The sequence below is a fragment of the Streptomyces sp. NPDC050211 genome (assembly GCF_040656035.1).
GTDB lineage: Bacteria > Actinomycetota > Actinomycetes > Streptomycetales > Streptomycetaceae > Streptomyces.
On sequence record NZ_JBFALC010000002.1, the window covers coordinates 227,691 to 249,253 of the forward strand.

The 21,563-nt window shown below is 70.1% G+C and carries 20 protein-coding genes and 1 pseudogene; 12 read left to right on the forward strand and 9 right to left on the reverse strand.

What is annotated here, in order from left to right:
- Positions 1-71 precede the first annotated feature (71 nt).
- The 4 genes from AB0I98_RS03035 to AB0I98_RS03050 all read left to right on the forward strand — a co-directional run bounded on the left by AB0I98_RS03035 (position 72) and on the right by AB0I98_RS03050 (position 5,831).
- On the forward strand, positions 72-1,454 hold the full coding sequence (locus tag AB0I98_RS03035; RefSeq protein WP_362934349.1) for a sensor domain-containing protein: 1,383 nt from the start codon (positions 72-74) through the stop codon (positions 1,452-1,454).
- A 409-nt stretch (positions 1,455-1,863) separates the two neighbouring features.
- Positions 1,864-2,523, forward strand: coding sequence for a response regulator transcription factor (locus tag AB0I98_RS03040; protein ID WP_362934352.1), 660 nt, complete (start codon positions 1,864-1,866; stop codon positions 2,521-2,523).
- A 307-nt stretch (positions 2,524-2,830) separates the two neighbouring features.
- Complete coding sequence (locus AB0I98_RS03045; protein ID WP_362934355.1) at positions 2,831-4,759, forward strand: 2-oxoacid:acceptor oxidoreductase subunit alpha; 1,929 nt, start codon at positions 2,831-2,833, stop codon at positions 4,757-4,759.
- A complete protein-coding gene (locus tag AB0I98_RS03050; RefSeq protein ID WP_362934358.1) occupies positions 4,752-5,831 on the forward strand; it encodes a 2-oxoacid:ferredoxin oxidoreductase subunit beta in 1,080 nt (359 codons plus the stop codon). The genes AB0I98_RS03045 and AB0I98_RS03050 overlap by 8 nt, the downstream gene beginning before the upstream one ends.
- A gap of 108 nt (positions 5,832-5,939) precedes the next feature.
- Here AB0I98_RS03050 and AB0I98_RS03055 read toward each other — a convergent pair whose 3' ends face one another.
- From AB0I98_RS03055 to AB0I98_RS03065, 3 genes are all read right to left on the reverse strand, one after another.
- Positions 5,940-6,197: a hypothetical protein gene (locus AB0I98_RS03055; RefSeq protein ID WP_362934361.1), complete on the reverse strand. Its 258-nt coding sequence runs from the start codon at positions 6,195-6,197 to the stop codon at positions 5,940-5,942.
- Positions 6,198-6,372: 175 nt separating this feature from the next.
- Positions 6,373-6,936, reverse strand: a complete 564-nt coding sequence (locus AB0I98_RS03060) for a DUF6082 family protein (RefSeq protein ID WP_362934364.1) — start codon at positions 6,934-6,936, stop codon at positions 6,373-6,375.
- 238 nt (positions 6,937-7,174) lie between these two features.
- Positions 7,175-7,561, reverse strand: coding sequence for a helix-turn-helix domain-containing protein (locus tag AB0I98_RS03065; protein ID WP_362934367.1), 387 nt, complete (start codon positions 7,559-7,561; stop codon positions 7,175-7,177).
- A gap of 90 nt (positions 7,562-7,651) precedes the next feature.
- Between AB0I98_RS03065 and AB0I98_RS03070 the strand changes: the two genes are divergently transcribed.
- Positions 7,652-8,506 carry an SDR family oxidoreductase gene (locus AB0I98_RS03070; RefSeq protein ID WP_362934370.1) on the forward strand — a complete coding sequence of 285 codons (855 nt, stop codon included), beginning with the start codon at positions 7,652-7,654 and terminating at the stop codon, positions 8,504-8,506.
- A gap of 107 nt (positions 8,507-8,613) precedes the next feature.
- Positions 8,614-9,615, forward strand: a complete 1,002-nt coding sequence (rarD, locus tag AB0I98_RS03075; RefSeq protein WP_362934373.1) for an EamA family transporter RarD — start codon at positions 8,614-8,616, stop codon at positions 9,613-9,615.
- Here the strand turns inward: rarD and AB0I98_RS03080 are convergent.
- A pseudogene (locus AB0I98_RS03080) lies at positions 9,510-10,865 on the reverse strand (MFS transporter); the annotation flags it as partial. The gene rarD and the pseudogene AB0I98_RS03080 sit on opposite strands and share 106 nt — an antisense overlap.
- A 102-nt stretch (positions 10,866-10,967) precedes the next feature.
- Here AB0I98_RS03080 and AB0I98_RS03085 point away from each other — a divergent pair.
- From AB0I98_RS03085 to AB0I98_RS03095, 3 genes are all read left to right on the forward strand, one after another.
- Entirely contained in the window at positions 10,968-11,414 is a 447-nt protein-coding gene (locus AB0I98_RS03085; protein WP_362934376.1) for a helix-turn-helix domain-containing protein, read from the forward strand.
- A 26-nt stretch (positions 11,415-11,440) separates the two neighbouring features.
- Positions 11,441-11,908 (forward strand): VOC family protein, encoded by a 468-nt coding sequence (locus AB0I98_RS03090; protein WP_362934379.1) that lies wholly within the window; start codon positions 11,441-11,443, stop codon positions 11,906-11,908.
- Between the two features lie 139 nt (positions 11,909-12,047).
- Positions 12,048-12,992, forward strand: a complete 945-nt coding sequence (locus tag AB0I98_RS03095; protein ID WP_362934382.1) for a M28 family metallopeptidase — start codon at positions 12,048-12,050, stop codon at positions 12,990-12,992.
- A 15-nt stretch (positions 12,993-13,007) separates the two neighbouring features.
- Here AB0I98_RS03095 and AB0I98_RS03100 read toward each other — a convergent pair whose 3' ends face one another.
- Positions 13,008-14,462 carry a tetratricopeptide repeat protein gene (locus AB0I98_RS03100; protein WP_362934385.1) on the reverse strand — a complete coding sequence of 485 codons (1,455 nt, stop codon included), beginning with the start codon at positions 14,460-14,462 and terminating at the stop codon, positions 13,008-13,010.
- A 267-nt stretch (positions 14,463-14,729) separates the two neighbouring features.
- Here AB0I98_RS03100 and AB0I98_RS03105 point away from each other — a divergent pair, with 267 nt between their 5' ends.
- The 3 genes from AB0I98_RS03105 (at position 14,730) to AB0I98_RS03115 (ending at position 17,034) form a co-directional block, all read left to right on the forward strand.
- Positions 14,730-15,233 (forward strand): DUF6668 family protein, encoded by a 504-nt coding sequence (locus tag AB0I98_RS03105; protein ID WP_362934388.1) that lies wholly within the window; start codon positions 14,730-14,732, stop codon positions 15,231-15,233.
- Positions 15,234-15,271: 38 nt separating this feature from the next.
- A complete protein-coding gene (locus AB0I98_RS03110) occupies positions 15,272-16,360 on the forward strand; it encodes an amidase (RefSeq protein ID WP_362934858.1) in 1,089 nt (362 codons plus the stop codon).
- Between the two features lie 92 nt (positions 16,361-16,452).
- Positions 16,453-17,034 carry an NAD(P)H-dependent oxidoreductase gene (locus AB0I98_RS03115; protein WP_362934391.1) on the forward strand — a complete coding sequence of 194 codons (582 nt, stop codon included), beginning with the start codon at positions 16,453-16,455 and terminating at the stop codon, positions 17,032-17,034.
- A gap of 113 nt (positions 17,035-17,147) precedes the next feature.
- Here AB0I98_RS03115 and AB0I98_RS03120 read toward each other — a convergent pair whose 3' ends face one another.
- From AB0I98_RS03120 to AB0I98_RS03135, 4 genes are all read right to left on the reverse strand, one after another.
- Positions 17,148-18,047, reverse strand: coding sequence for an ABC transporter permease subunit (locus AB0I98_RS03120; RefSeq protein WP_362934394.1), 900 nt, complete (start codon positions 18,045-18,047; stop codon positions 17,148-17,150).
- Positions 18,034-19,008, reverse strand: coding sequence for an ABC transporter ATP-binding protein (locus AB0I98_RS03125; RefSeq protein WP_362934397.1), 975 nt, complete (start codon positions 19,006-19,008; stop codon positions 18,034-18,036). Before AB0I98_RS03125 ends, AB0I98_RS03120 begins: the two co-directional genes overlap by 14 nt.
- Positions 19,009-19,070: 62 nt before the next feature.
- Positions 19,071-20,300 (reverse strand): sigma-E factor regulatory protein RseB domain-containing protein, encoded by a 1,230-nt coding sequence (locus AB0I98_RS03130; RefSeq protein ID WP_362934400.1) that lies wholly within the window; start codon positions 20,298-20,300, stop codon positions 19,071-19,073.
- A 260-nt stretch (positions 20,301-20,560) separates the two neighbouring features.
- On the reverse strand, positions 20,561-21,562 hold the full coding sequence (locus AB0I98_RS03135) for a CHRD domain-containing protein (RefSeq protein WP_362934403.1): 1,002 nt from the start codon (positions 21,560-21,562) through the stop codon (positions 20,561-20,563).
- Between the last annotated feature and the right edge of the window lies 1 nt (position 21,563).

Below are 21,563 nucleotides of genomic sequence, written 5' to 3' on the forward strand. Positions count from 1 at the left end.
CAGTGTGGGAGTACGACGGCACAGCCGCGGTACGACCAGGACGAGCAGGCCGAGTAGAACGGACGACGCCGATGGCCACGGAGTACGGACAGGGCTACGACCAGCGCGACAGCGGGCTCGGATACCCCACCGGACACCCCACGGGATACGCCACCGAGACCAGGCGGCACCGGCTGCCTGCGGGGCTGCGGGCGCCGTTCGAGGCGCGCAGCTGGCGCGAGTTCACGTATGTGCTGCTCAGCCTGCCGATCAGCATCCTGCTCTACATCTACGCCGTGACGATGGTGTCGCTGGGCGCGGGCCTGCTGGTCACCTTCCTCGGGATTCCGGTGCTGGCGGCGGGGCTCGCCGGGTGCCGGTTGTTCGGGTCGCTGGAGCGGGCGCGGGCGCGGGGGCTGCTGGGGCTCGAGGTGGCGGCGCCCGAGCCGCTGCGGATGCGGAAGCCCGGCGCGATGGCCTGGATGGGGGCCGTACTCAAGAGCGGCTCGTCGTGGCGGGCGCTGCTGTACGCGGTGCTGCACCTGCCCTGGGCGGTGTTCTCCTTCGTCGTCTCCGTGACCGCCTGGTCGATCGGCTGGTCGCTGCTGACGTATCCGCTGTGGTTCTGGCTCTTCCCGATGTACGGCGGTCAGGACGGCCTGCAGCTGTACGGCGACGAGACCCACCACGTCTACCTCGACAACCCCTTCGAGATCACCGTCACGGCGCTGGTGGGGCTGTTGTTCACGCTGGCCACGCCGTGGATCGTGCGGGCGCTGACCACGGTGGACCGGATGCTGGTGCACGGGCTGCTCGGGCCGTCGCGGCTGGCCACGCGGGTCGTGGAACTGGAGTCGGACCGGGGGGTCGTGGTCGACACCGCGGCGGCCGACCTGCGGCGGATCGAGCGGGATCTGCACGACGGGGCGCAGGCGCGGCTGGTGGCGTTGGCGATGGATCTGGGGCTGGCGAAGGAGAAGCTGACGGAGGATCCGGAGGCCGCGGCGCGGATGGTGGACGAGGCGCACGGTGAGGTGAAGACGGCGTTGCAGGAGCTGCGGGATCTGGCGCGGGGGATTCATCCGGCGGTGCTGACGGACCGGGGGCTGGATGCGGCGCTGTCGGCGGTGGCGTCACGGTGCACGGTGCCGGTGCAGGTGGAGGTCGATCTGGTGGAGCGGCCGGCGCCGGCGATCGAGGGGATCGCGTACTTCACGGTGTCGGAGCTGCTGCAGAACATCAGCAAGCATTCGCGGGCCACGTGGGCGGCGGTGGATGTGTGGCGGGTGGATCACCGGCTGATGCTGCAGGTCGTGGACAACGGGGTGGGGGGCGCGGACACCTCCGGTGGGTCGGGGCTGGCGGGGCTGGCCGAGCGGCTGGACGCGGTGGACGGGATTCTGGTGGTGGATTCGCCGGTGGGGGGGCCTACGCGGGTGACTGCGGAGTTGCCGTGGCGGAGTGAGCGGGTGTGAGCGGGTGACGTGGGCGGGGGCGGGTCGCGCGGCCGCCGCGCCGTCGTGGCCGGGGTGGGGTGAGTCGCGCAGCCCGGCGCTGACGGGGTGCCGCCTGCGCCCACCCGTGCCGCCCCAGGCGGCACGACTGCCCGCAGCTTGACGGGACGGCGACCCGCAGCCTGACGAGACGCCACCCGCCTGCTGGCTAGGCGCCGCCCCTCGCCGCACGGCAACCGGATACGTGCAACGGGCTACAACGGGCCGTCCGCAGCCGCGGGCGGCCGAAACGTTGCCCCCTCCCCCCGCCGACCCGCCATTCCCTCCCCCATTTCCGCAGCCCGGGCGCAGTCCGGACCGAATGCTGGAATGCTGGGGGTCTTGGTGGGCGCTGTTGGGCTGTGGGGGGCCGAGGATCGTGGAGGACAGGGTGCGTGTGGTCATCGCCGAGGATTCGGTGCTGCTCCGGGAGGGGCTGACTCGGCTGTTGACCGACCGGGGCCATGATGTCGTGGCCGGGGTGGGTGACGGGGACGCGCTGATCAAGACCATCGGCGAGCTGGACGCGGCCGGATCGCTGCCCGACGTGGTCGTGGCCGACGTACGGATGCCGCCGACCCACACCGACGAAGGCGTTCGCGCGGCCGTGCAGCTGCGCAAGGCGCATCCCGGACTGGGCGTGCTCGTGTTGTCACAGTATGTGGAGGAGCGGTACGCCACCGAACTGCTGGCAGGTTCCAGCCGCGGGGTCGGGTATCTGCTCAAGGACCGGGTAGCCGAGGTGCGTGAATTCGTGGACGCGGTGGTCCGGGTGGCCGGGGGCGGCACCGCCCTGGACCCGGAGGTCGTCGCGCAGCTGCTCGGCCGCTCCCGTAAGCAGGACGTGCTCGCGCGACTCACCCCACGGGAGCGGGAGGTCCTGGGCCTGATGGCCGAGGGGCGGACCAACTCCGCGATCGCCCGGCAGCTCGTGGTGAGCGACGGCGCCGTCGAGAAGCACGTCAGCAATATCTTCCTGAAGCTAGGCCTGTCCCAGAGCGACGGGGACCATCGGCGGGTACTCGCAGTTCTGACGTACTTGAACTCCTGAGGGCCTGACACCGTGTCAGTCAATCGAGGGCGAGGAAATCGGGGCGAGAAAAGGGCCCGGCAAGCGGGACACAAGCGTGGCGCGAGATCAAAGAACGAGGCTAGAACCGAAACCTGCACGGGAAGCGTCTTTGAGGGAAGCGCCGGGGGCGGGAAATCATGACAAGTCAGGGCGGCGAACCGTCTCAAAGCGGTGTCCATCATGCGAATGGCCGCGGGAGGGCGCCCCTTACGGACGTAGGGTTGATCCTGGGAGGGCCTGCGGGAAGGCCGTTCCCAGACAGCCGCCTCGAGGGAGGTCCAGTTCAGTGACCAGCCAGGTCAGCAGCCCAGCGGAGCAGGCCGACGAAGCCGTCGTGGGAGAGCAGCGCAAACCGGCAGGAGAGAAGGACGTCCGCCGGCTGGACAGAGTGATCATTCGGTTCGCGGGGGACTCGGGTGACGGTATGCAGCTCACCGGAGATCGCTTCACCTCGGAGACGGCGTCCTTCGGCAACGATCTGTCGACGCTGCCGAACTTCCCCGCCGAGATCCGCGCGCCCGCAGGAACCCTGCCGGGCGTTTCGTCTTTCCAGCTGCATTTCGCCGACCACGACATCCTGACCCCGGGCGACGCGCCGAACGTGCTGGTCGCGATGAACCCGGCCGCCCTGAAGGCGAACATCGCCGATGTGCCGCGCGGCGCGGAGATCATCGTCAACACGGACGAGTTCACCAAGCGGGCGATGCAGAAGGTCGGCTATGAGGCGAGCCCGCTGGAGGACGGCTCGCTCGACGGATACAGCCTCCACGAGGTGCCCCTGACCACGCTCACCGTCGAGGCGCTCAAGGAGTTCGACCTCACCCGCAAGGAGGCCGAGCGCAGCAAGAACATGTTCGCGCTGGGCCTGCTGAGCTGGATGTACCACCGGCCCACCGAGGGCACCGAGAAGTTCCTGACCGCCAAATTCGCCAAGAAGCCCGATATCGCGGCCGCCAACATCGCCGCGTTCCGCGCGGGCTGGAACTTCGGCGAGACGACCGAGGACTTCGCCGTCTCCTACGAGGTGGCCCCGGCCGCGAAGGCCTTCCCGGTCGGCACCTACCGCAACATCTCCGGGAACCTGGCCCTGTCCTACGGACTGGTCGCCGCGTCCCGCCAGGCGGACCTGCCGCTGTTCCTGGGCTCGTACCCGATCACCCCGGCCTCGGACATCCTGCACGAGCTGAGCAAGCACAAGAACTTCGGTGTACGGACCTTCCAGGCCGAGGACGAGATCGCCGGCATCGGCGCCGCCCTGGGCGCGGCCTTCGGCGGCTCGCTGGCCGTCACCACCACGTCCGGTCCCGGTGTGGCGCTGAAGTCGGAGACCATCGGGCTCGCGGTCTCCCTGGAGCTGCCGCTGCTGGTGATCGACATCCAGCGCGGCGGGCCGTCCACCGGCCTGCCGACCAAGACCGAGCAGGCGGACCTCCTCCAGGCCATGTTCGGCCGCAACGGCGAGGCCCCGGTCCCGATCATCGCCCCGCAGACGCCGGCCGACTGCTTCGACGCGGCGCTGGAGGCGGCCCGTATCGCGCTGACGTACCGCACCCCGGTGATGCTGCTGTCCGACGGCTACCTGGCCAACGGCTCGGAGCCCTGGCGCATCCCCGACATCGACGACCTCCCGGACCTGCGGGTGCAGTTCGCGCAGGGCCCGAACCACACCCTGGAGGACGGCAGCGACGTCTTCTGGCCGTACAAGCGCGACCCGCAGACCCTCGCCCGCCCCTGGGCGATCCCGGGCACGCCGGGCCTGGAGCACCGCATCGGCGGCATCGAGAAGCAGGACGGCTCGGGCAACATCTCCTACGACCCCGCCAACCACGACTTCATGGTCCGCACCCGGCAGGCGAAGATCGACGGCATCGACGTGCCGGAGCTGGAGGTCGACGACCCGGACGGCGCGCGGACGCTGGTCCTGGGCTGGGGCTCGACGTACGGGCCGATCACGGCGGCGGTACGGCGGCTGCGCCGGGCCGGGGAGGCCATCGCACAGGCCCATCTGCGGCACCTCAACCCCTTCCCGCGGAATCTCGGCGCGGTGCTGGAGCGTTACGAGAAGGTGGTAGTGCCCGAGATGAACCTCGGTCAGCTCGCCACGCTGATCCGGGCGAAGTACCTGGTCGACGCGCACAGCTACAACCAGGTCAACGGCATGCCGTTCAAGGCCGAACAGCTCGCCACGGCTCTCAAGGAGGCCCTCGATGGCTGAGACGTCCACGGAAGGCACGGGCACGATCGAGTCGCTTTCGCTCGTTCCCAAGGCCGAGGCCCGCCAGTCCATGAAGGACTTCAAGTCCGACCAGGAAGTGCGCTGGTGCCCCGGCTGCGGTGACTACGCGATCCTCGCGGCCGTTCAGGGCTTCATGCCGGAGCTGGGCCTGGCCAAGGAGAACATCGTCTTCGTCTCGGGCATCGGCTGCTCGTCCCGCTTCCCGTACTACATGAACACGTACGGCATGCACTCCATCCACGGCCGCGCGCCCGCCATCGCGACCGGCCTGGCATCCTCCCGCCGCGACCTGAGCGTGTGGGTCGTCACCGGTGACGGCGACGCGCTGTCCATCGGCGGCAACCACCTCATCCACGCCCTGCGCCGCAATGTGAACCTGAAGATCCTGCTCTTCAACAACCGGATCTACGGCCTCACGAAGGGCCAGTACAGCCCGACATCGGAAGTCGGCAAGATCACGAAGTCGACGCCGATGGGCTCCCTGGACGCGCCCTTCAACCCGGTCTCGCTGGCCATCGGCGCCGAGGCGTCCTTCGTGGCGCGGACGGTGGACTCCGACCGTAAGCACCTCACCGAAGTGCTGCGCCAGGCCGCCGCCCACCCGGGCACGGCACTGATCGAGATCTACCAGAACTGCAACATCTTCAACGACGGCGCCTTCGACGCGATCAAGGACAAGCAGCAGGCCGAGGAGGCGGTGATCCGGCTGGAGCACGGGCAGCCGATCCGCTTCGGCGCCGACGGCTCGAAGGGCGTCGTACGCGACGAGCAGACCGGCGACCTGAAGGTCGTGCCCGTCACGCCGGAGAACGAGGCGCAGGTCCTGGTCCACGACGCCCACGCGACCTCACCGACCACGGCGTTCGCCCTGTCCCGCCTCGCCGACCCGGACACCCTGCACCACACCCCCATCGGCGTCCTGCGCTCCGTCGACCGGCCCGTCTACGACACCCAGATGGCCGACCAACTCGACGCAGCGATCGAACAGAACGGCAAGGGCGACCTGGCTGCGCTGCTGGCCGGCGGCGACACCTGGACCGTAGTCGGCTGACAGCTGTACGGCATAAAGGGCCCGGGTGCGACACAGCACCTGGGCCCTCGGCGTTCTGCGTTCGGCCGCCAGTCCGCGCGGGAGGCGTACAGGGGGCGCACGGGTGCACTACTCGTCGGGGATGTCTTTCTTGGCGCGGATCAGGGTGTCCCGGTCGATCACGACGATGCGCTCGTAGTCGGCTCGGGCGGCATCCGGGGGAAGGTGCGGGTCGAGATCGGCGGTGGCCTCCGTGCCGATCACCGCGAAGTTGCCGTCACTCAGTTCGAAGAGGTCAGGGCAGGTTTCGTTGGTGTGGCTTCCCCTGGCGCGGGGGGAGTCTCCGAGGCGACGGACGACGGTTACGGCACGGGTTTCGCTGAACACTCGGAGGCCTCTTCGGACGTAAGGACGTCCGGCTCATGATCCGGACGTAAGGACGTCCGGTCAGTAAAAACGTAGGCGGCCGGGTCAGGCAACTCGCGGCATTCACACTTTCACCCTCACGGGCTACGTTTCACACCCGCGAGCGAAATAAAAGGGTCGCCGGTACAGAAACCTGTCACTCAGGTACCGCATCGACCTGCCCGACAACCCACCACCGGTCCGGATCATCGGCCAGTTCCTCCAGCATCCCGTCGATCACCTTGCCCAGCCGCCGCTCCAGGGAGTCGCCGGGCAGGCTTCGCCGATGCTCGGCCGTGCGGTCCCAGTACTCGGCGAAGATGTCGTTGCGGCACAGAATCCTCAAGTGGCCCAGGAGTTCACTCCACTCGAACGTTCCGACGCGATAGGCCAGCAGGAGCGACGCGTACTGCCCGTTGGCGAAGATCATCTGTCGGCGTCTGGCCTCGGAGACCCCGGCCAGCGTGGAGCGGGCGTCAGCCAGGGAGGGATCGTCGATGGTCCGGTTCATCTGCTCCATGGTGATGCGGTGTTCCTGGATCAGGTTCGCCCGATGAACCTCCTCGGTCATCAACGCGAGCTGCCGGAGCAAGTCCAGCAGGATTTCCTCCTGGCGTCGGCGGCGGGTCCCACGGGTGAGCGATTCCCGTAAGAGGCCGAACCCCGCAGCTACTGCAGAACCGATACTTCGCCCTATCGCGACCGGTATCTGTGTGGCCATGTCAAGACATCCCTCTGGATCTGGTGTCCGTGCACCGACGGGTGGGGCGCGGGTCGGCACACAGTGGGCGTGACACCCCTTCCCAGCGTGCCCGGCGGCACAAGCAAGCGCGGGAGGCGGAGAGGGGGCGCATCGAAGGACGTGTCTCGCATGTCGACCAACGCCCCGACATATGTGTGCCCTTCGAGCGCCGCCCGCATGCGCGTCAGCCGGCCAGGACCGTATGCATCATCCCTGCTCAGACCTGCCTTTTCGCCGCGTCATACGCATCCCGCGCCTCCTGCACCGCGTCCATCCGCCGCTGTGTCCACAGCGCGAGGTCGCGTACCTGTTCCGCGGCCTCGCGGCCGAGGTCGGTGAGGGAGTAGTCGACGCGCGGGGGGATCACCGGGTGGGCCTCGCGGTGGACCATGCCGTCGCGCTCAAGGGTCTGCAGGGTCTGCGTCAGCATTTTCTCGCTGACCTGGCGGACCTGGCTGATCGCGCGGCGGAGCTCGCTGGAGCGGTGCGGGCCGTCGAGGAGCTGGATCAGGACCAGGACGCCCCACTTGCTGGTGACGTGCTCCAGGACCAGGCGGTACGGGCACATCGTCGCGCCGTCGGGGTGCCATTCGGTTACTGCCATGCCAGTACCTTACTTCAAAGTGGGTACTTTCGATGAGTTAGTGCATGCCCTAGGGTTAGTGCCAACGCACCCCACAAGGAGTTCCTCATCATGAGCATCGTTGTCACCGGAGCCACCGGACACCTCGGCCGCCACGTCGTCGAGCAGCTGCTGGAGAAGGTCCCGGCCGATCAGATCACCGCCGTCGTCCGCACCCCGGAGAAGGCCGCCGACTTCGCGGCCCGCGGCGTGAAGATCGCGGTCGCCGACTACAACGCTCCGGAGACGTTCGACGGCCTGTTCGCGGCCGGCGACAAGGTGCTGCTCATCTCGGGCAACGAGTTCGACAAGGGCCGCGTCGGCCAGCACCAGGTCGTCATCGACGCCGCCAAGGCCGCCGGCGTCGCGCTCCTCGCCTACACCAGCGCCCCCGGCAGCCTGACCGCCGCGCTCGGCGACGACCACCGCGCCACCGAGGACGTACTCCTCGCCTCCGGCCTGCCCTACACGCTGCTGCGCAACGGCTGGTACCACGAGAACTACACCGAGAACCTCGCCCCGGTGCTGGAGCACAACGCGGTCGTCGCCGCCGCCGGCGAGGGCAAGGTCGCCTCCGCCGCGCGCGCCGACTACGCGGCCGCCGCCGTCGGAGTGCTGACCGGCGAGGGGCACGAGAACAAGACGTACGAGCTGAGCGGCGACGCGGCCTGGAGCTTCGCGGAGTACGCCGCCGAGCTGAGCGCGCAGACCGGCAAGGAGATCGCGTACAGCCCCGTCCCGGCCGACGCTCTCATAGGGATCCTGACCGGCGCCGGGCTGCCCGAGCCGTTGGCCGCCACCCTGGCCGGCGTGGACCTGTCCATCGAGAAGGGCGAGCTGGCCTTCGTCAACGGCGACCTGTCCCGCCTGGCCGGCCGCCCGACCACCCCGCTGTCCGAGGCGATCGCCACCGCACTCAAGGGCTGAGCCTCTGACGCCCCCGCGTGTCATGACCGTATACCGATACGGGCATGACACGCGGGGGCGTTCGGCGCTACCTTCATGCGGGCGAGCGACGCATGAAGGAGGAGCCGGTGACCGGGGAGCCGAAGAGTGAGCGGCGCATAGGACTGCTGAACGGCTTCGCGGCCTACGGGATGTGGGGGCTGTTTCCCCTCTACTTCCCCCTGCTCAAGCCGGCCGGTCCGTCCGAGGTCCTCGCCCATCGGATGGCGTGGTCCTTCGTCGTCGTCGCCGCCGTGCTTCTCGTCGTACGACGCTGGAAGTGGGCCGGAGAGCTGCTGCGGCAGCCGCGACGGCTCGCGCTCGTCTCGGTCGCCGCGGCCGTCATCGCCGTCAACTGGGGCGTCTACATCTGGGCCGTGAACAACGACCGGGTCGTCGAGGCCTCCCTCGGATACTTCATCAACCCGCTGGTCACCATCGCGATGGGCGTGCTGCTCCTGAAAGAACGGCTGCGGCCCGTGCAGTGGGCGGCGGTCGGCATCGGATTCGCCGCCGTCCTCGTCCTGACCGTCGGATACGGGCAGCCGCCGTGGATCTCCCTGATCCTCGCCTTCTCCTTCGCCACCTACGGCCTGGTGAAGAAGAAGGTCAACCTCAGCGGCCTGGAGTCGCTGACCGCCGAGACCGCGATCCAGTTCCTGCCCGCCCTCGGCTATCTGCTGTGGCTGAGCGCGCAGGGCGACTCGACGTTCACCACCGAGGGCGCGGGGCACGCGGCGCTGCTCGCCGCGACCGGCGTGGTCACCGCGCTGCCGCTGGTCTGCTTCGGCGCGGCGGCGATCCGCGTCCCCCTGTCGACGCTGGGCCTGCTGCAGTACCTGGCCCCCGTATTCCAATTCCTGCTCGGCGTCGCCTACTTCCGCGAGGCCATGCCGCCCGAGCGCTGGGCCGGGTTCGCGCTGGTCTGGCTGGCGCTGACGCTGCTCACCGCCGACGCCTGGCGGGCGGCGCGCAGGGTCAGGGCCGAGATCAACAGGCCCAGCACCACCATCACGACGGGCACCCAGAGCGCCGTACGGAACGCGGACAGCGTGGCCTCAGGCCCCGACCCGGTCGACGCCAAGCCGTAGACCGCAGTCACCGCCGAGATCCCGATCGCCGAGCCGAACTGCGTCGCGGTGTTCAGCAGCCCGCCCGCCAGCCCCTGCTCCTCCTCGGCGACCCCGTCCGTCGCCGCGATCGTCAACGGCCCGTACGCCAGCGCGAACGCCGTGCCCGCGATGATCAGCGTCGGGAACATCGCCGCATACGACCAGTCCATGCCGACCGGCAGGAACAGCCCGTACGCGACGACCGCGAGCACGAAGCCGGCGACGATCACGCGGGCGTTGCCGTAGCGGGCGACCAGCTTCGGGGTGAGCGTCGGGGCCAGTACCATGTCACATCCCATAATCACCAGGGCGATCGCGGTCTGCAGCGACGACCACCCCCGCAACTCCTGCAGATACAGCGTCACCACGAACTGGAAGCCGAAGAAGGCGCCGACGAACAACAGCGCCCCCAGGTCGGCCCGGACGAGCGCCCCGCTGCGCAGGATGCCGAGCCGCACCAGCGGATCCGGACTACGCCGCTCGACGGCGACGAAGGCAGCGGCCAGCAGCAGCGCGGCGGCACCGGACACGGCGGTCAGCGGCCAGTCGTGCGGACCGTGCTCCAGTCGTACGACGGTGTAGGCGGCCAGCAGCATCGCACCGGCGGCGGTGAGCGCGCCGGGCAGGTCGAAGCGGCGGCGGGTCATCGACGCCGGGTCTTGCTGCGGCGTCTCCTGGCGCGGAATCAGCCGCACCGCCGGCACCAGCAGCGCGCCCGCCAGCAGTACCGGCGCGAAGAACACCCAGCGCCAGCCGAGTTGGGTGAGCAGGCCGCCGATGACGAGGCCGAGCGAGAAGCCGCCGGCGGCCGTCCCAGCGAAGACCAGCAGGGCCTTGTTGCGCTGCGGGCCCTCCTCGTACGACGTCGTGATCAGCGACAGCGCCGCCGGGGTCATGAACGCGGCCGACACACCGGTGACGAACCGGGCGACGACCAGCATCCAGCCCTCGGTCGCGAAGCCGCCGAGGCCCGAGAAGACCAGGAAGACCGTCAGCCAGAGCAGGAACATCCGGCGCCGCCCGAGCAGGTCGGCGGCCCGTCCGCCGAGCAGGGTGAAGCCCGCGTAACCGAGCACGTAACCGCTCATCACCCAGGCCGCGGTGCCCGTGGACAGGCCGAGATCGGATCGGATCGTCGGGATCGCGACGGCCATCATGGCGACGTCGATGCCCTCCAGGAAGATCGTTCCGCAGAGGACGAAGAGCAGGGCCCAGGCACGGGTGCCCATGGGGACTCCTCGGGTAGGCGAAAGGAAAAGGTGAGCCGGTTACGCACATGAGGGTCGGTTCCCTCTTGTAACCGTCTCCAGCCTGCGGCAGCATCGGGAGACATGGAAGAAGGCACTTCGAAGTCACCGAGTAACTGCGAGAGCACCGTGGACTACGGCGACGCCGACCCCTTCCAGTGGGACACCCGGGAGGGCTGCGAGGTTCGGCAGATCCTCGACCGGGTCGCCGACAAGTGGTCGCTGCTCGTCATCGCCCTGCTGGAGAACCGGCGGCTGCGCTTCACCGAGCTGCGCCGCGAGATCGACGGCGTCAGCCAGCGCATGCTGACGGTGACCCTGCGCCAGCTGGAGCGGGACGGACTGGTGAAGCGGACGGTGCATCCGGTCGTCCCGCCACGGGTGGAGTACGAACTCACTCCGCTGGGCGGAACGCTGCACGCCACGATCCAGTCGCTGGTGACGTGGACGGAACAGCATCAGCGGGAGATCGCGGCGGCGCGGGCGGCGTACGACGGGCAGCAGGCCGAGGCCCTTCAGGACAGCCGCTGACCGGATGCGCGGCTATAAGTGGACTCATGACTGAGAGCACTCCCACACCCGTCCACTGGAAGCTCGTCATCGACTGCGCCAACCCCCAGTCCCAGGCCGATTTCTGGGCCGCCGCGCTCCACTACGAGGTCGAGGACAACAACGCCTTCATCGAGCGCCTTCTCGAACTCGGCGTCCTGCCGCGCGAGGCGACCGTCGAGTTCCACGCCCGGCTCGCCTTCCGGGACCTGGTCGGCGTACGGCATCCGGACGATCCGTACGACGCGGACAACGGCGCCGGACTGGGGCGGCGGCTGCTGTTCCAGCGCGTACCCGAGGCCAAGTCCGTCAAGAACCGGCTCCACCTCGATCTGCACCCCGGCAAGGGGCGGCGCGCGGACGAGGTCGAGCGGCTGCGGGAGCTGGGTGCGAGCGTGCAGCGGGAGGTGAAGGAGCCCGGCGGGGAGTGGGTCGTGATGACCGATCCCGAGGGCAACGAGTTCTGCGTGCAGTGATCTGCCCGCCACCGCCCGATATACGAACACACTTGTCCTGATAGCGCTCTTGACGGAGCGTCAGCCAGAGCTTCACCATCCAGGCACCCCATTCACTGTGGAATCCCCTGTGATTCCCAAGGAATTCGGAGCCCCCCACATGAAGCTCTCGGTTCCCGGACGCGTCACGGCCACCGCCGTCGTCGCGGCCGCATCGCTCCTGGTCGGCGGATCCATAGCCGGGGCGGCACCCGCACCCGCGGTGGCCGCCGCCCCCGACATCCCCGTCTCCAACGTCAAGGCGCACCTCACCCAGCTCCAGTCCATCGCCACCGCCAACGGCGGCAACCGGGCGCACGGCCGGGCCGGCTACAAGGCCTCGCTCGACTATGTGAAGGCCAAGCTGGACGCGGCCGGTTACACCACGGCCATCCAGCAGTTCACGTCCTCCAGCCGCACCGGCTACAACCTGATCGCGGACTGGCCGGGCGGCGACACCAACCAGGTCGTCATGGCCGGCTCGCACCTCGACAGCGTCACCTCAGGGGCCGGTATCAACGACAACGGATCGGGCTCGGCGGCGGTCCTGGAGACCGCGCTGGCCGTGTCCCGCGCGAACCACCAGCCCACAAAGCATCTGCGGTTCGCCTGGTGGGGCGCGGAGGAGCTGGGCCTCGTCGGCTCCCGCCACTACGTCAACAACCTGTCCTCGGCGAACCGGGCAAAGATCAGCGGCTACCTCAACTTCGACATGATCGGCTCGCCCAACCCCGGCTACTTCGTCTACGACGACGATCCGGCGATCGAGAAGACCTTCAAGGACTACTTCACCGGCCTCGGCGTCCCCACGGAGATCGAGACCGAGGGCGACGGCCGCTCCGACCACGCGCCGTTCAAGAGCGCGGGCGTGCCGGTGGGCGGGCTGTTCACGGGCGCGAGCCGCGCCAAGACGGCGGCACAGGCGGCCAAGTGGGGCGGTACGTCGGGGCAGGCGTTCGACCGCTGCTACCACTCGTCCTGCGACACGACGTCCAACATCAACGACACCGCGCTGGACCGGAACAGTGACGCGGTGGCGCATGCGGTGTGGGAGCTGTCCTCTTAGGAGTTCAAGGTCCGGTCAGGAGTTCAAGGTCCGGGCGCGCTCGGCCAGACGGTCCATCCGCGCCCGGGCCGACTCGAGTTGCTCGATGTCCTCGGCCGCGGGCCCGTCCTCGGCGGTGAGTTCGCTCCACAGGCCGATCAGGTCCCGGCCCAGCAGCAGGCCCTGCTCCGGGTCGCGTACCGCCCGCCAAGCAGTCGCCGCGCTCTGCACGTTGCCGTACGCGGCCTCTGCGTCGCGGGCCCTGCTGCGGATCCTGGCCAGGTCGAGGGAGAGACCGAAGGCATGTTCCGGGTCGCCCGCCAAGTAGGCGACGTAGGCGGTGAGTTCACGCAGCCGCAGCACTTCCGGGTGCTCCGGCCCCAGCGTCCCCGACGCCTCCGCCACCGTCTCCGCCGCCAACTCCGCGGCCGACTCGATCCGCCCCTCCTTGACCGCCTCCCCGATCCGCGCGACCGGCTCCGCCAGCTCAGCCCTCTCGTCCCCATGCGCCCCAGCCAACGGGTCGTCCCCCAGCACCGCCTCAGCCACCGCGTCGAACCCGCGGGGCGGGGTCGGCTTGGATTCAGGGTCGAGGTCGGGGGCGGAGGTGTAGGGCGCGTCGACGGGGGGCTGCGGTTTGTGGGGGTGGGGCGGGAGGGGCTGGGAGGTTGGGGACGGGAGGGGCGTGGGGTCCTTGAGAGCTGGGGGCGGGAGGGGCTGCGCGTCCGGGGTCGGGGGCGTGGGCGGGGGCGCGTCCATCGCCGGCGGTGGGCCGAATTCGCCCATCGGTGGCGCGACCGTGCCGGGCGGGATGTCCTGGACCGACTCCGATAGGGCGCGCAGGCGGAAGGTGGGGGCCGCGTCGCGGGGCGGCTGCGGCTGCGGCTGCGGCTGCGACTCCGGTATGGCGCGCAGCACGTGCGTGGACCTGTCGCGGGGCGCGGCGGGCGGACCGGGAGGGGGAGGCGGCGGTACGGCGTCTCGTACGGCATCCGCTGCGGGTGCGCCCCCCGGGGATACGACCCCCTGAGCCGACCCTCGCGCGGCGTCCCCCGTGGAGGCGTCCCCCGTGGATACGGCCTCCCACATCGGCTGCGACTCCCCCACCGTCCCAGAACTCGCTACCGTCCCAGAACTCGCTACCGTCCCAGAACCCACCACCGCCCCAGAACCCACCCGCACCGGCTCCCCCGTGAACTGCGTAGAGCCGTCGCCGTTCATCTGAAGCGGAACGACAAAGCCGATGCGCTCATCGTGGATGGTGGCGCGGACGGCGTGGCCGGTGGCGAGGGCGATGCGATGGAGGTGGTTCAGGATGGTGTGCTGGATCTCCTCGCCGGGAGCGGGGACGACGGGGACGCCGCCGACCGATGCGGTACCCGCGCCCGGCCCCGCCACGGGAACGTGGACGTCGATGGGGGCCACCGCGGGGCCTGCCGGCTGGGCGGCGTGCTTCTGTTCCCGCTTCTTGTCGCGGCTGAGTCGAGACATCGTTCCCTCACTCGGATGTGTCGGGTAGTCCGCGGACGGGGCGTTCGGCTACGGGTTCGGATTCCATGGTGCCCCCCGCCCGGCGGTCTCCGCTTCCGCGCCCCCCGACAGCAAGATCCGGTCGTACACGTACTGTTGAGTAGTCTCTCCGCTCGTCCCCGGTTCCCACGTCACTATGGCGTCACAGCCTCGTCCCAGAGCTCACGCCCCGTCGTGGAGCCGGCGCAGGCGGGGTGGGATCGGTGGCTCGGGAGGACGGAGTGGGGTATGCGGACGGATGCGCAGCAGGGGCCGGAGATCTGGCTTCGCGGCCCGGTGGCCGTGACGGGTTCGGAGGGCCCCGCGCATCCCGGTGCCGCAACCCGGCGCTTCTCCTGGGTCGGCACGCACGGCGGGGCGGGCGTCACCACGCTGGCAACCGTCTACGGCGGCCAGGACTGCGGACGTGACTGGCCCGGCCCCGATGATCCGCAATCAGTGCTGCTCGTCGCCCGCACCCACGCGACCGGCCTGGCGTCCGTCCTGCACGCCGTGGAGGCATTCCGGCGTGGGGAGGCCCCGGCGGGACTCGACCTCGACGCCATCGTTCTCGTCGCGGACGCCCCCGGCCGACTGCCCCGCCCGCTCACCCAGCAGGTCAAGGCGCTCGAGTCGGTGATCGACGTGTACCGCGTGCCGTGGGTGCAGAGCTGGCGCCTGGGCGACCTGAGCGGGACGCCACCGCGCGCGACCGCGGACCTGGCGTCGCTCACGGAGGCACGGACTCGCTGACCGCCACCGGGATCGCCGCCGCCGTACGGTCGGGGACGCTGCGCGCCGTCGATGTCGTAGCGGAGTCGCTGGAGCGGATCCGGCAGGCCGAGCCCACGTTGTGCGCCTTCGTCGAGGTGTGGGGCGAGGAGGCGCTGCGGCGGGCGGGCGAGGTGGACGCACGGGTCGCCGCGGGCGAGCGGCTGCCGCTGGCCGGGGTGCCGATCGGCGTGAAGGGGCGGCGGCACGGGCTGCGTACGGCGGCTCGGCTGATCGAGGCCGGGTGCGTCCCTGTGGGCGCCACATCCGTTCCGGGGCCCGGAACTCCCTGGCAGACCTGGGGACTTGGCGCGTATGGCCGTACCGTCAATCCCTGGCGCTCCGACCGCACCCCCGGCGGCTCCTCGGCCGGTTCCGCCGCCGCGGTGGCCGCGGGCCTGGTGCCGCTGGCGACCGGCAGCGACGGGGCGGGGTCGGTGCGGATCCCCGCCGCATGGTGCGGGGTCGTCGGCCTGAAGACGACGAACACCGACCCTACGGGGCTCACGGCGGCCGGGGTGCTGGCGCGGTGTGCGGAGGATGCGGCGGCGTACTGGCGGATCATGGCCGGGGAACATCCATCGGATTCCGGAGCACCGGCACCGACCGCTGTCTGGTCCCCCGACCTCGGCTTCGCAGCCCCCGATCCGGACCTCGTCACCATCGCCCGCACTGCGGCGCAGCACCTCGCGGACACCGGAGTCATACGACCCGTCAGAGCCACTGTCCGTCTCGAAGACCCGGCCCCCGCCTGGCTCGCCCTCCGCACCCCCGGCGCCGACCCCACCGCCGCCCACCGCCTCCGCGCGGAGAACGACCGCCGCCTCGACGCCCTCTTCGCGGACGCGGACCTCCTGCTGACCCCGACCACCCCGAACCCGCCGCATGGCCACGACGGCCCCGGCGACCGCTACTCCACGGCGCTCACCTGGGCGTTCAACCTCAGCGGCCACCCGGCGCTCAGCCTCCCGGCCGGTTTCGGCACCGACGGCTGTCCGGTCGGGCTTCAGCTGGTGGCGGGACGCGGCCGGGAGGCGTTGCTGCTGGGGGTGGCGCGGGAGGCGGAGGGACGAGCCGGGTTGCGGGCGCGGTTGGCGCCGTACACGTGACCCATGGGCCCATGGACCCATGGACATTTAGATGTGTGCGCATATACTGCGTACGCAAGTAGCCGTCGTACGCCGACCAAGTGGGGGATGTCATGAGCCGCCGTTTCCTGTTCCTGCTGGGCAGCAGCCGTAGTGAGGGCAACACCGAGCTGCTGGCCCGCAAGGCCGCCGATCAGCTGCCCGCGGACGTCGAGCAGGAGTGGATCGACCTCGCCGCCCGTCCGCTGCCCGACTACGAGGATCTGCGTCACGACAGCGACCATGTCCGCCCCACGGAGGGCAACACGGGGTTCCTGCTGGACGCGACGCTCTCGGCGACGGACATCGTGATCGCCTCGCCGCTGTACTGGTACTCGGTGTCCGCCCCCACCAAGCGCTACCTCGACTACTGGGCGGGCTGGCTGCGCACGCCCGGCCTGGACTTCAAGGCGACGCTGGCCGGACGCACCCTCTGGGGCGTCACCGCGCTCGCGCACGAGGAGCGGGAGGTCGCCGACCCGTTGATCGGCACCCTCAACAACTCGGCCGCCTACATGGGGATGCGCTTCGGCGGCGTCCTGCTCGGCAACGGCAGCAAGCCCGGTGACGTGCTGAAGGACGCCGAGGCACTCGCCCAAGCCAAGACGTTCTTCGCCCAGGAGGCACCGCTCGCCCGCTTCCCGTACGACGGCTGACTCCTCGCGCCCCGTAAGGGGCGCGGGGCTGTGTCGATTTGCGGCTACCGCCGCGTGGGCGCGACCAGCCCCCACCGGCCCGCGGGTTTGTCACCCTGCTCTCCAGCGGAGCGCTACGCCGTGACGTCCTTCGTCGTGAACCGCGCCCAGGCGGCCGCCCCGAACACCGCGGCGTAGAGGCCTTGCAGCCCGAGGTTCTTCACCAGCTCGTCCCAGTAGATCGGGTCGCGCATGAGGTCGGCGAAGGACAGCCAGTAGTGGGAGAAGAAGTACGGCTGGAGTGCGTGCAGTTGCGGTATCTGGTCGAGGATCTGGACGGTGATCAGCAGACCGACCGTCGTCGCCATCGCCGCGATGCCGCTGTTGGTGAGCGTGGAGACGAACAGGCCGAGGGCCGCGACGCCCGTCAGTGACGCGGCGACGACCAGCGCGATCAGCAGGGCTCGGCCCAGGCCCTCGGTGAAGCTGATCTGGGTTCCGGAGATCGTCGTGAGGTCGCCGAGCGGGAAGAGCAGCGCGCCGACCGTGAGCGCCGAGACCGCGACGACCAGCGTGGCCACCAGGCAGAAGGCCATCGTGGTCGCGTACTTGGTGAGCAGCAGGCGGGTGCGGCCGGCCGGGGCGACGAGCAGATAGCGCAGCGTTCCCGCGTTGGCCTCGCCTGCGATCGCGTCACCCGCGATGACGCCGATGGCCATGGGCAGGAAGAAGGGGAGCGTCGCGGCCAGCGCGGTGAAGACCAGGAAGAGGCCGTTGTTGGTGATCTGCGAGATGAACGCGGGACCCTCGCCACCACCGCCGCCTCCGCCGACGCCCGAGCCGTCGCTCGTCTCGATCTTGACGGCGATCCCGACCAGGACGGGTACGGCGGCCAGCACACCGAGAAGCGCGAGCGTGCGCCAGCGCCGGAACGTGGTCACCAGCTCGCTGCGGAGAAGACCCAAGGTCCACAACGGGCTCTGCTTCCGGGGAACTTGGACCTCGCTCGACCCGGCCAGCTCAGCCCGCGACATCGAAGCCCTCCCCCGTCAGCGCCACGAACGCGTCCTCCAGGGAAGCCCGTTCGACCCCGAAGCCGCGGACCCGGACCCCCGCCGTCACCAGCGCGGCGTTCACCTCGGCGAGATCGCGCTCGGGCGGTTCCGCGGTCACCCGGTCGTCCTCGACGATGACGTCCGAGGCGCCCTGCTCCTTGAGCACCCGGGCCGCGTCGCCCGCGTCCGGCGTGGTGACGACCAGCCGGCCCCGCATCCCGGCCGCCAGGTCCGCCACCGCGCCCTGGGTGATCAGCCGCCCCTGTGCCATCACGGCGGCATGGCTGCAGACCTGCTCGATCTCGTCCAGCAGATGGGAGGAGAGGAAGACGGTCGTGCCGTCGGAGGCCAACTCCCTGATCAGGGAGCGGATTTCACGCATGCCCTGCGGGTCGAGCCCGTTCGTCGGCTCGTCGAGGACGAGGAGACGGCGGGGCTGGAGCAGGGCGGCGGCGAGACCCAGCCGCTGCTTCATGCCGAGTGAGTACGCCTTCGCCTTCTTGCTCCCTGCCGCTGTCAGGCCCACCCGGTCCAGCGCCGCCGCGACGCGCGCACGCCGGGTGCGCGGGTCGGCGGTCGGGTCGGCGGCGTCGTACCGGATGAGGTTGTCGCGGCCGGAGAGGAAGCCGTACAGCGCGGGCCCCTCGATCAGGGCGCCGACGTGCGGCAGTACGGCGCGCGTGCCCCGGGGCATGGGCTGCCCGAGGACGCGTGCCGTGCCGGAGGTCGGCTCGATGAGGCCCATCAGCATGCGGATGGTGGTGGTCTTGCCGGAGCCGTTCGGACCGAGGAAGCCGAAGACGCTGCCCGCCGGGACGGTCAGATCCAGACCGTCGACGGCGAGCTGCCCGCCGCGGAAGCGCTTGGTGAGCGCACGCGTCCGGATGACGCTGTCATCCACACCCTCCGTGTCCGGCTCCGTGGCGGGCGGCTCGTCCATCGGCTCCCTCGATTCGTCGTACGCGTACGGTACGTCGCGTACGAGTGTTCTGCGTACGGCTGTTACTTGGCCGCGTTGGCCGCCTTCACCAGGGCGTCCTTCGTGACCGTGCCGACGTAGATCTTGCCGTCGTCCGTCATCAGGGCGTTGACCAGGCGGGTCTTGAAGACCGTGCCCTCGCCGAACTTGCCGGTCACCTTGTCGCCGAGGGAGTCGAGGAAGCCACCGAACTCGCCGCCGGCCTCGGAGCCGGAGGGCATGCCCTCGCCGCCGGTCTCGATGACGGCGATGGAGTTCCAGCCCTCGCCTATGATCTTCGGCTCGCCCTCGGGCGCCACCTTCTCGTCCGGAGCCTTGGAGTCGTCCGGGGTCCGGAAGTTGTCCGGAGCCTGGCCGTGCTCCCCGGCCGCGACGTCGCCCTCCTCCGTGACCTTCGCACCCTTGGGCGGGGTGAAGTCGAAGGTGGAGGCGGCCGGCTTGGCGAAGGTGACCTGGGTGAAGCCCGCGTCCACCACGGCGGCGCCGCCGCTCGCCGGGGTCAGCGTGAACTTCAACGGCAGACCGGTCTTGGCGTCCACGCCGACGGTGATCGCACCGACCGTGGAGCCGGAGTCCTTCGGCTTGATGAGCAGCCGGTAGGCGTCCCGGCCCGCGATCTGCGCGGTGCCGTCGACGGTCACGGACGTCGTGTCGTCGACCGACTTCAGGGCCTCCTCGGCGAGTTCCTGAGGCGTGGTCGGGACGTCTTCCTTCGTCTTCCCGTCCGCGCTCTCGGAGGCGGTGCCGTGGTAGACCTCGTTGGACGCGCTGTCGTAGCCCCAGACGTCCTTGCCGTTGTGGATCAGGCTGTACTCGGCGGCGTTCTGCAGCAGCGAGATCTTGTGCTTGTCCTCGCCGTCGGCGGCGACGCGCACGGTGTGCGTGCCGGACGCCAGCTCCATCAGCTTGGAGCTCGGGTCGGCGGACGAGCCCTCACCCGACTGCGTCGCCCCGGACATCAGGCTGCTCTCCAGCCCGCCGAGGTCCGGCAGCCCCAGGTCCGTGCTGATCTTCACCGTGCCGGACAGCTGCTCTACGTCCGATGCGGCGATCTTCTCGATGAGTTGCTGCGCACTGATCTTGGGCAGGTCGGGGTCGCCGGAGTCGGCGATCGCCGGGACGAGCCCGATGGTCGCCGCCGCCACGCCCACCACCGCGACCGGAACGACGTACCGCGCGGCCTTGCGGCGGCCGGCGCGGAGGTCGTCCACCTCGCCGGCGGTCGTGCTGTCGTCGGATTCGTACGGTGCCATGTGTGCCTTACCTCCGTCGTAGCGGCGGCTGTCGCTTAATCGCACTCGTCCCACCCTGAGCCGCCATTCTCACCCGAATCGGTGAGGAGTGGTGTTTTCCGTGGTCTCCAGTTGACCAAATCCGCCGGAGGTATACGTCAACCTGCGGAGCCAACTCCGCGTACTGCTGCGGTATGACATGCGAGGGCGGCGCCTCCCCCGACCCGTAAGGGTCGTGCGGGGAAGACGCCGCCCGTCGAAGTGGATCAGCGCCGCGTGTATCAGCGCTGAATGAACACGTAGTCCGCCTGGTAGGGCACGCCGACGATGGCACCCGGCTCGCAGGAGCCGGCCGGGGCGACGCCGCCGACGGTGTTCAGCCGCAGGATCTCCGCGGTGCCGGCGAGGAGCCCGCGGTGCTTGCCGGACTGGGTGGCCTTCAGGTCCAGCTCCGGGATGTTCTTGTCGCCGTTGGGCGTCCTGCTGATGACCGATCCGGTGACGGCGCTGCGGTCGGGCGCGATCCACTGCGGCGTACCGGAGTTGGGCTCGACGAAGGAGTGCGCGATCGGGCCGGCCAGGAGGGCGCTGACGTCCCGTTGGGCGAAGGCGTACCCGCCGCCCTCGGCCGGCTTGCACTCGTAGATCTGCTTGCCCTTGAGGACGGACGCCTGGAAGTTGTCGAGCGCGTCGCGGAAGTCGAACGCCGTGGTCACCTTGTGCAGCTGGCCGCGGACGGCTCCGCCCGGGAACTCGGCCGTGTGCAGGTTGGCGTAGAACGAACCGGGGTCGGACTTCAGCGAGTTGAGCAGGGCGGCGTCGCCGACCTTGACGGTGCCGGTGACGGTCTTGCCCTTGGCGCCCGCGAGCAGCTTGGTGAAGTCGACCTTCACACCGCCGTTGGTGCCCTTGGCGCCCTGGTGGATGTGGAGCAGGGTCGGCTTGTCCGTGCCGCGCCACTTCACGGCGACGGACACCTTGTCGCCCTTCACCTTCACGAACTGGAGCGCGGCGCCGTCCTTGTCCCCGACGGCCGGACCGCCCGCCACGGGCACCTCGTTGGCGCCCCGCAGACTGGCGGCGAGGATGGTCCCGCCCTTGCCGCCCGCCACGGTGCCGCTCTGGCTCACGATGCCTTCGCCTCCGGTGTGCCCCGCGTGGTCGGCGCGGTTGTCTCCGGCGGCGAAGGCGGGAATCACCGCGGCGGCGACACCACCGGCGGCGGCCACCGCGACAGCGGTGACGATCAGGCTCTTACTGCGCAGTGAGAACGTCGCGTTCATG

Bases quoted from the DNA above. Each gene is read 5' to 3' on its own strand.
- AB0I98_RS03035 (WP_362934349.1), top strand. From the start codon at position 72: ATGGCCACGGAGTACGGACAGGGCTACGACCAGCGCGACAGCGGGCTC.
- AB0I98_RS03050 (WP_362934358.1), top strand. From the start codon at position 4,752: ATGGCTGAGACGTCCACGGAAGGCACGGGCACGATCGAGTCGCTTTCG.
- AB0I98_RS03060 (WP_362934364.1), bottom strand. From the start codon at position 6,936: ATGGCCACACAGATACCGGTCGCGATAGGGCGAAGTATCGGTTCTGCA.
- AB0I98_RS03065 (WP_362934367.1), bottom strand. From the start codon at position 7,561: ATGGCAGTAACCGAATGGCACCCCGACGGCGCGACGATGTGCCCGTAC.
- AB0I98_RS03070 (WP_362934370.1), top strand. From the start codon at position 7,652: ATGAGCATCGTTGTCACCGGAGCCACCGGACACCTCGGCCGCCACGTC.
- AB0I98_RS03085 (WP_362934376.1), top strand. From the start codon at position 10,968: ATGGAAGAAGGCACTTCGAAGTCACCGAGTAACTGCGAGAGCACCGTG.
- AB0I98_RS03090 (WP_362934379.1), top strand. From the start codon at position 11,441: ATGACTGAGAGCACTCCCACACCCGTCCACTGGAAGCTCGTCATCGAC.
- AB0I98_RS03095 (WP_362934382.1), top strand. From the start codon at position 12,048: ATGAAGCTCTCGGTTCCCGGACGCGTCACGGCCACCGCCGTCGTCGCG.
- AB0I98_RS03100 (WP_362934385.1), bottom strand. From the start codon at position 14,462: ATGTCTCGACTCAGCCGCGACAAGAAGCGGGAACAGAAGCACGCCGCC.
- AB0I98_RS03105 (WP_362934388.1), top strand. From the start codon at position 14,730: ATGCGGACGGATGCGCAGCAGGGGCCGGAGATCTGGCTTCGCGGCCCG.
- AB0I98_RS03115 (WP_362934391.1), top strand. From the start codon at position 16,453: ATGAGCCGCCGTTTCCTGTTCCTGCTGGGCAGCAGCCGTAGTGAGGGC.
- AB0I98_RS03120 (WP_362934394.1), bottom strand. From the start codon at position 18,047: ATGTCGCGGGCTGAGCTGGCCGGGTCGAGCGAGGTCCAAGTTCCCCGG.
- AB0I98_RS03125 (WP_362934397.1), bottom strand. From the start codon at position 19,008: ATGGACGAGCCGCCCGCCACGGAGCCGGACACGGAGGGTGTGGATGAC.
- AB0I98_RS03130 (WP_362934400.1), bottom strand. From the start codon at position 20,300: ATGGCACCGTACGAATCCGACGACAGCACGACCGCCGGCGAGGTGGAC.
- AB0I98_RS03135 (WP_362934403.1), bottom strand. From the start codon at position 21,562: ATGAACGCGACGTTCTCACTGCGCAGTAAGAGCCTGATCGTCACCGCT.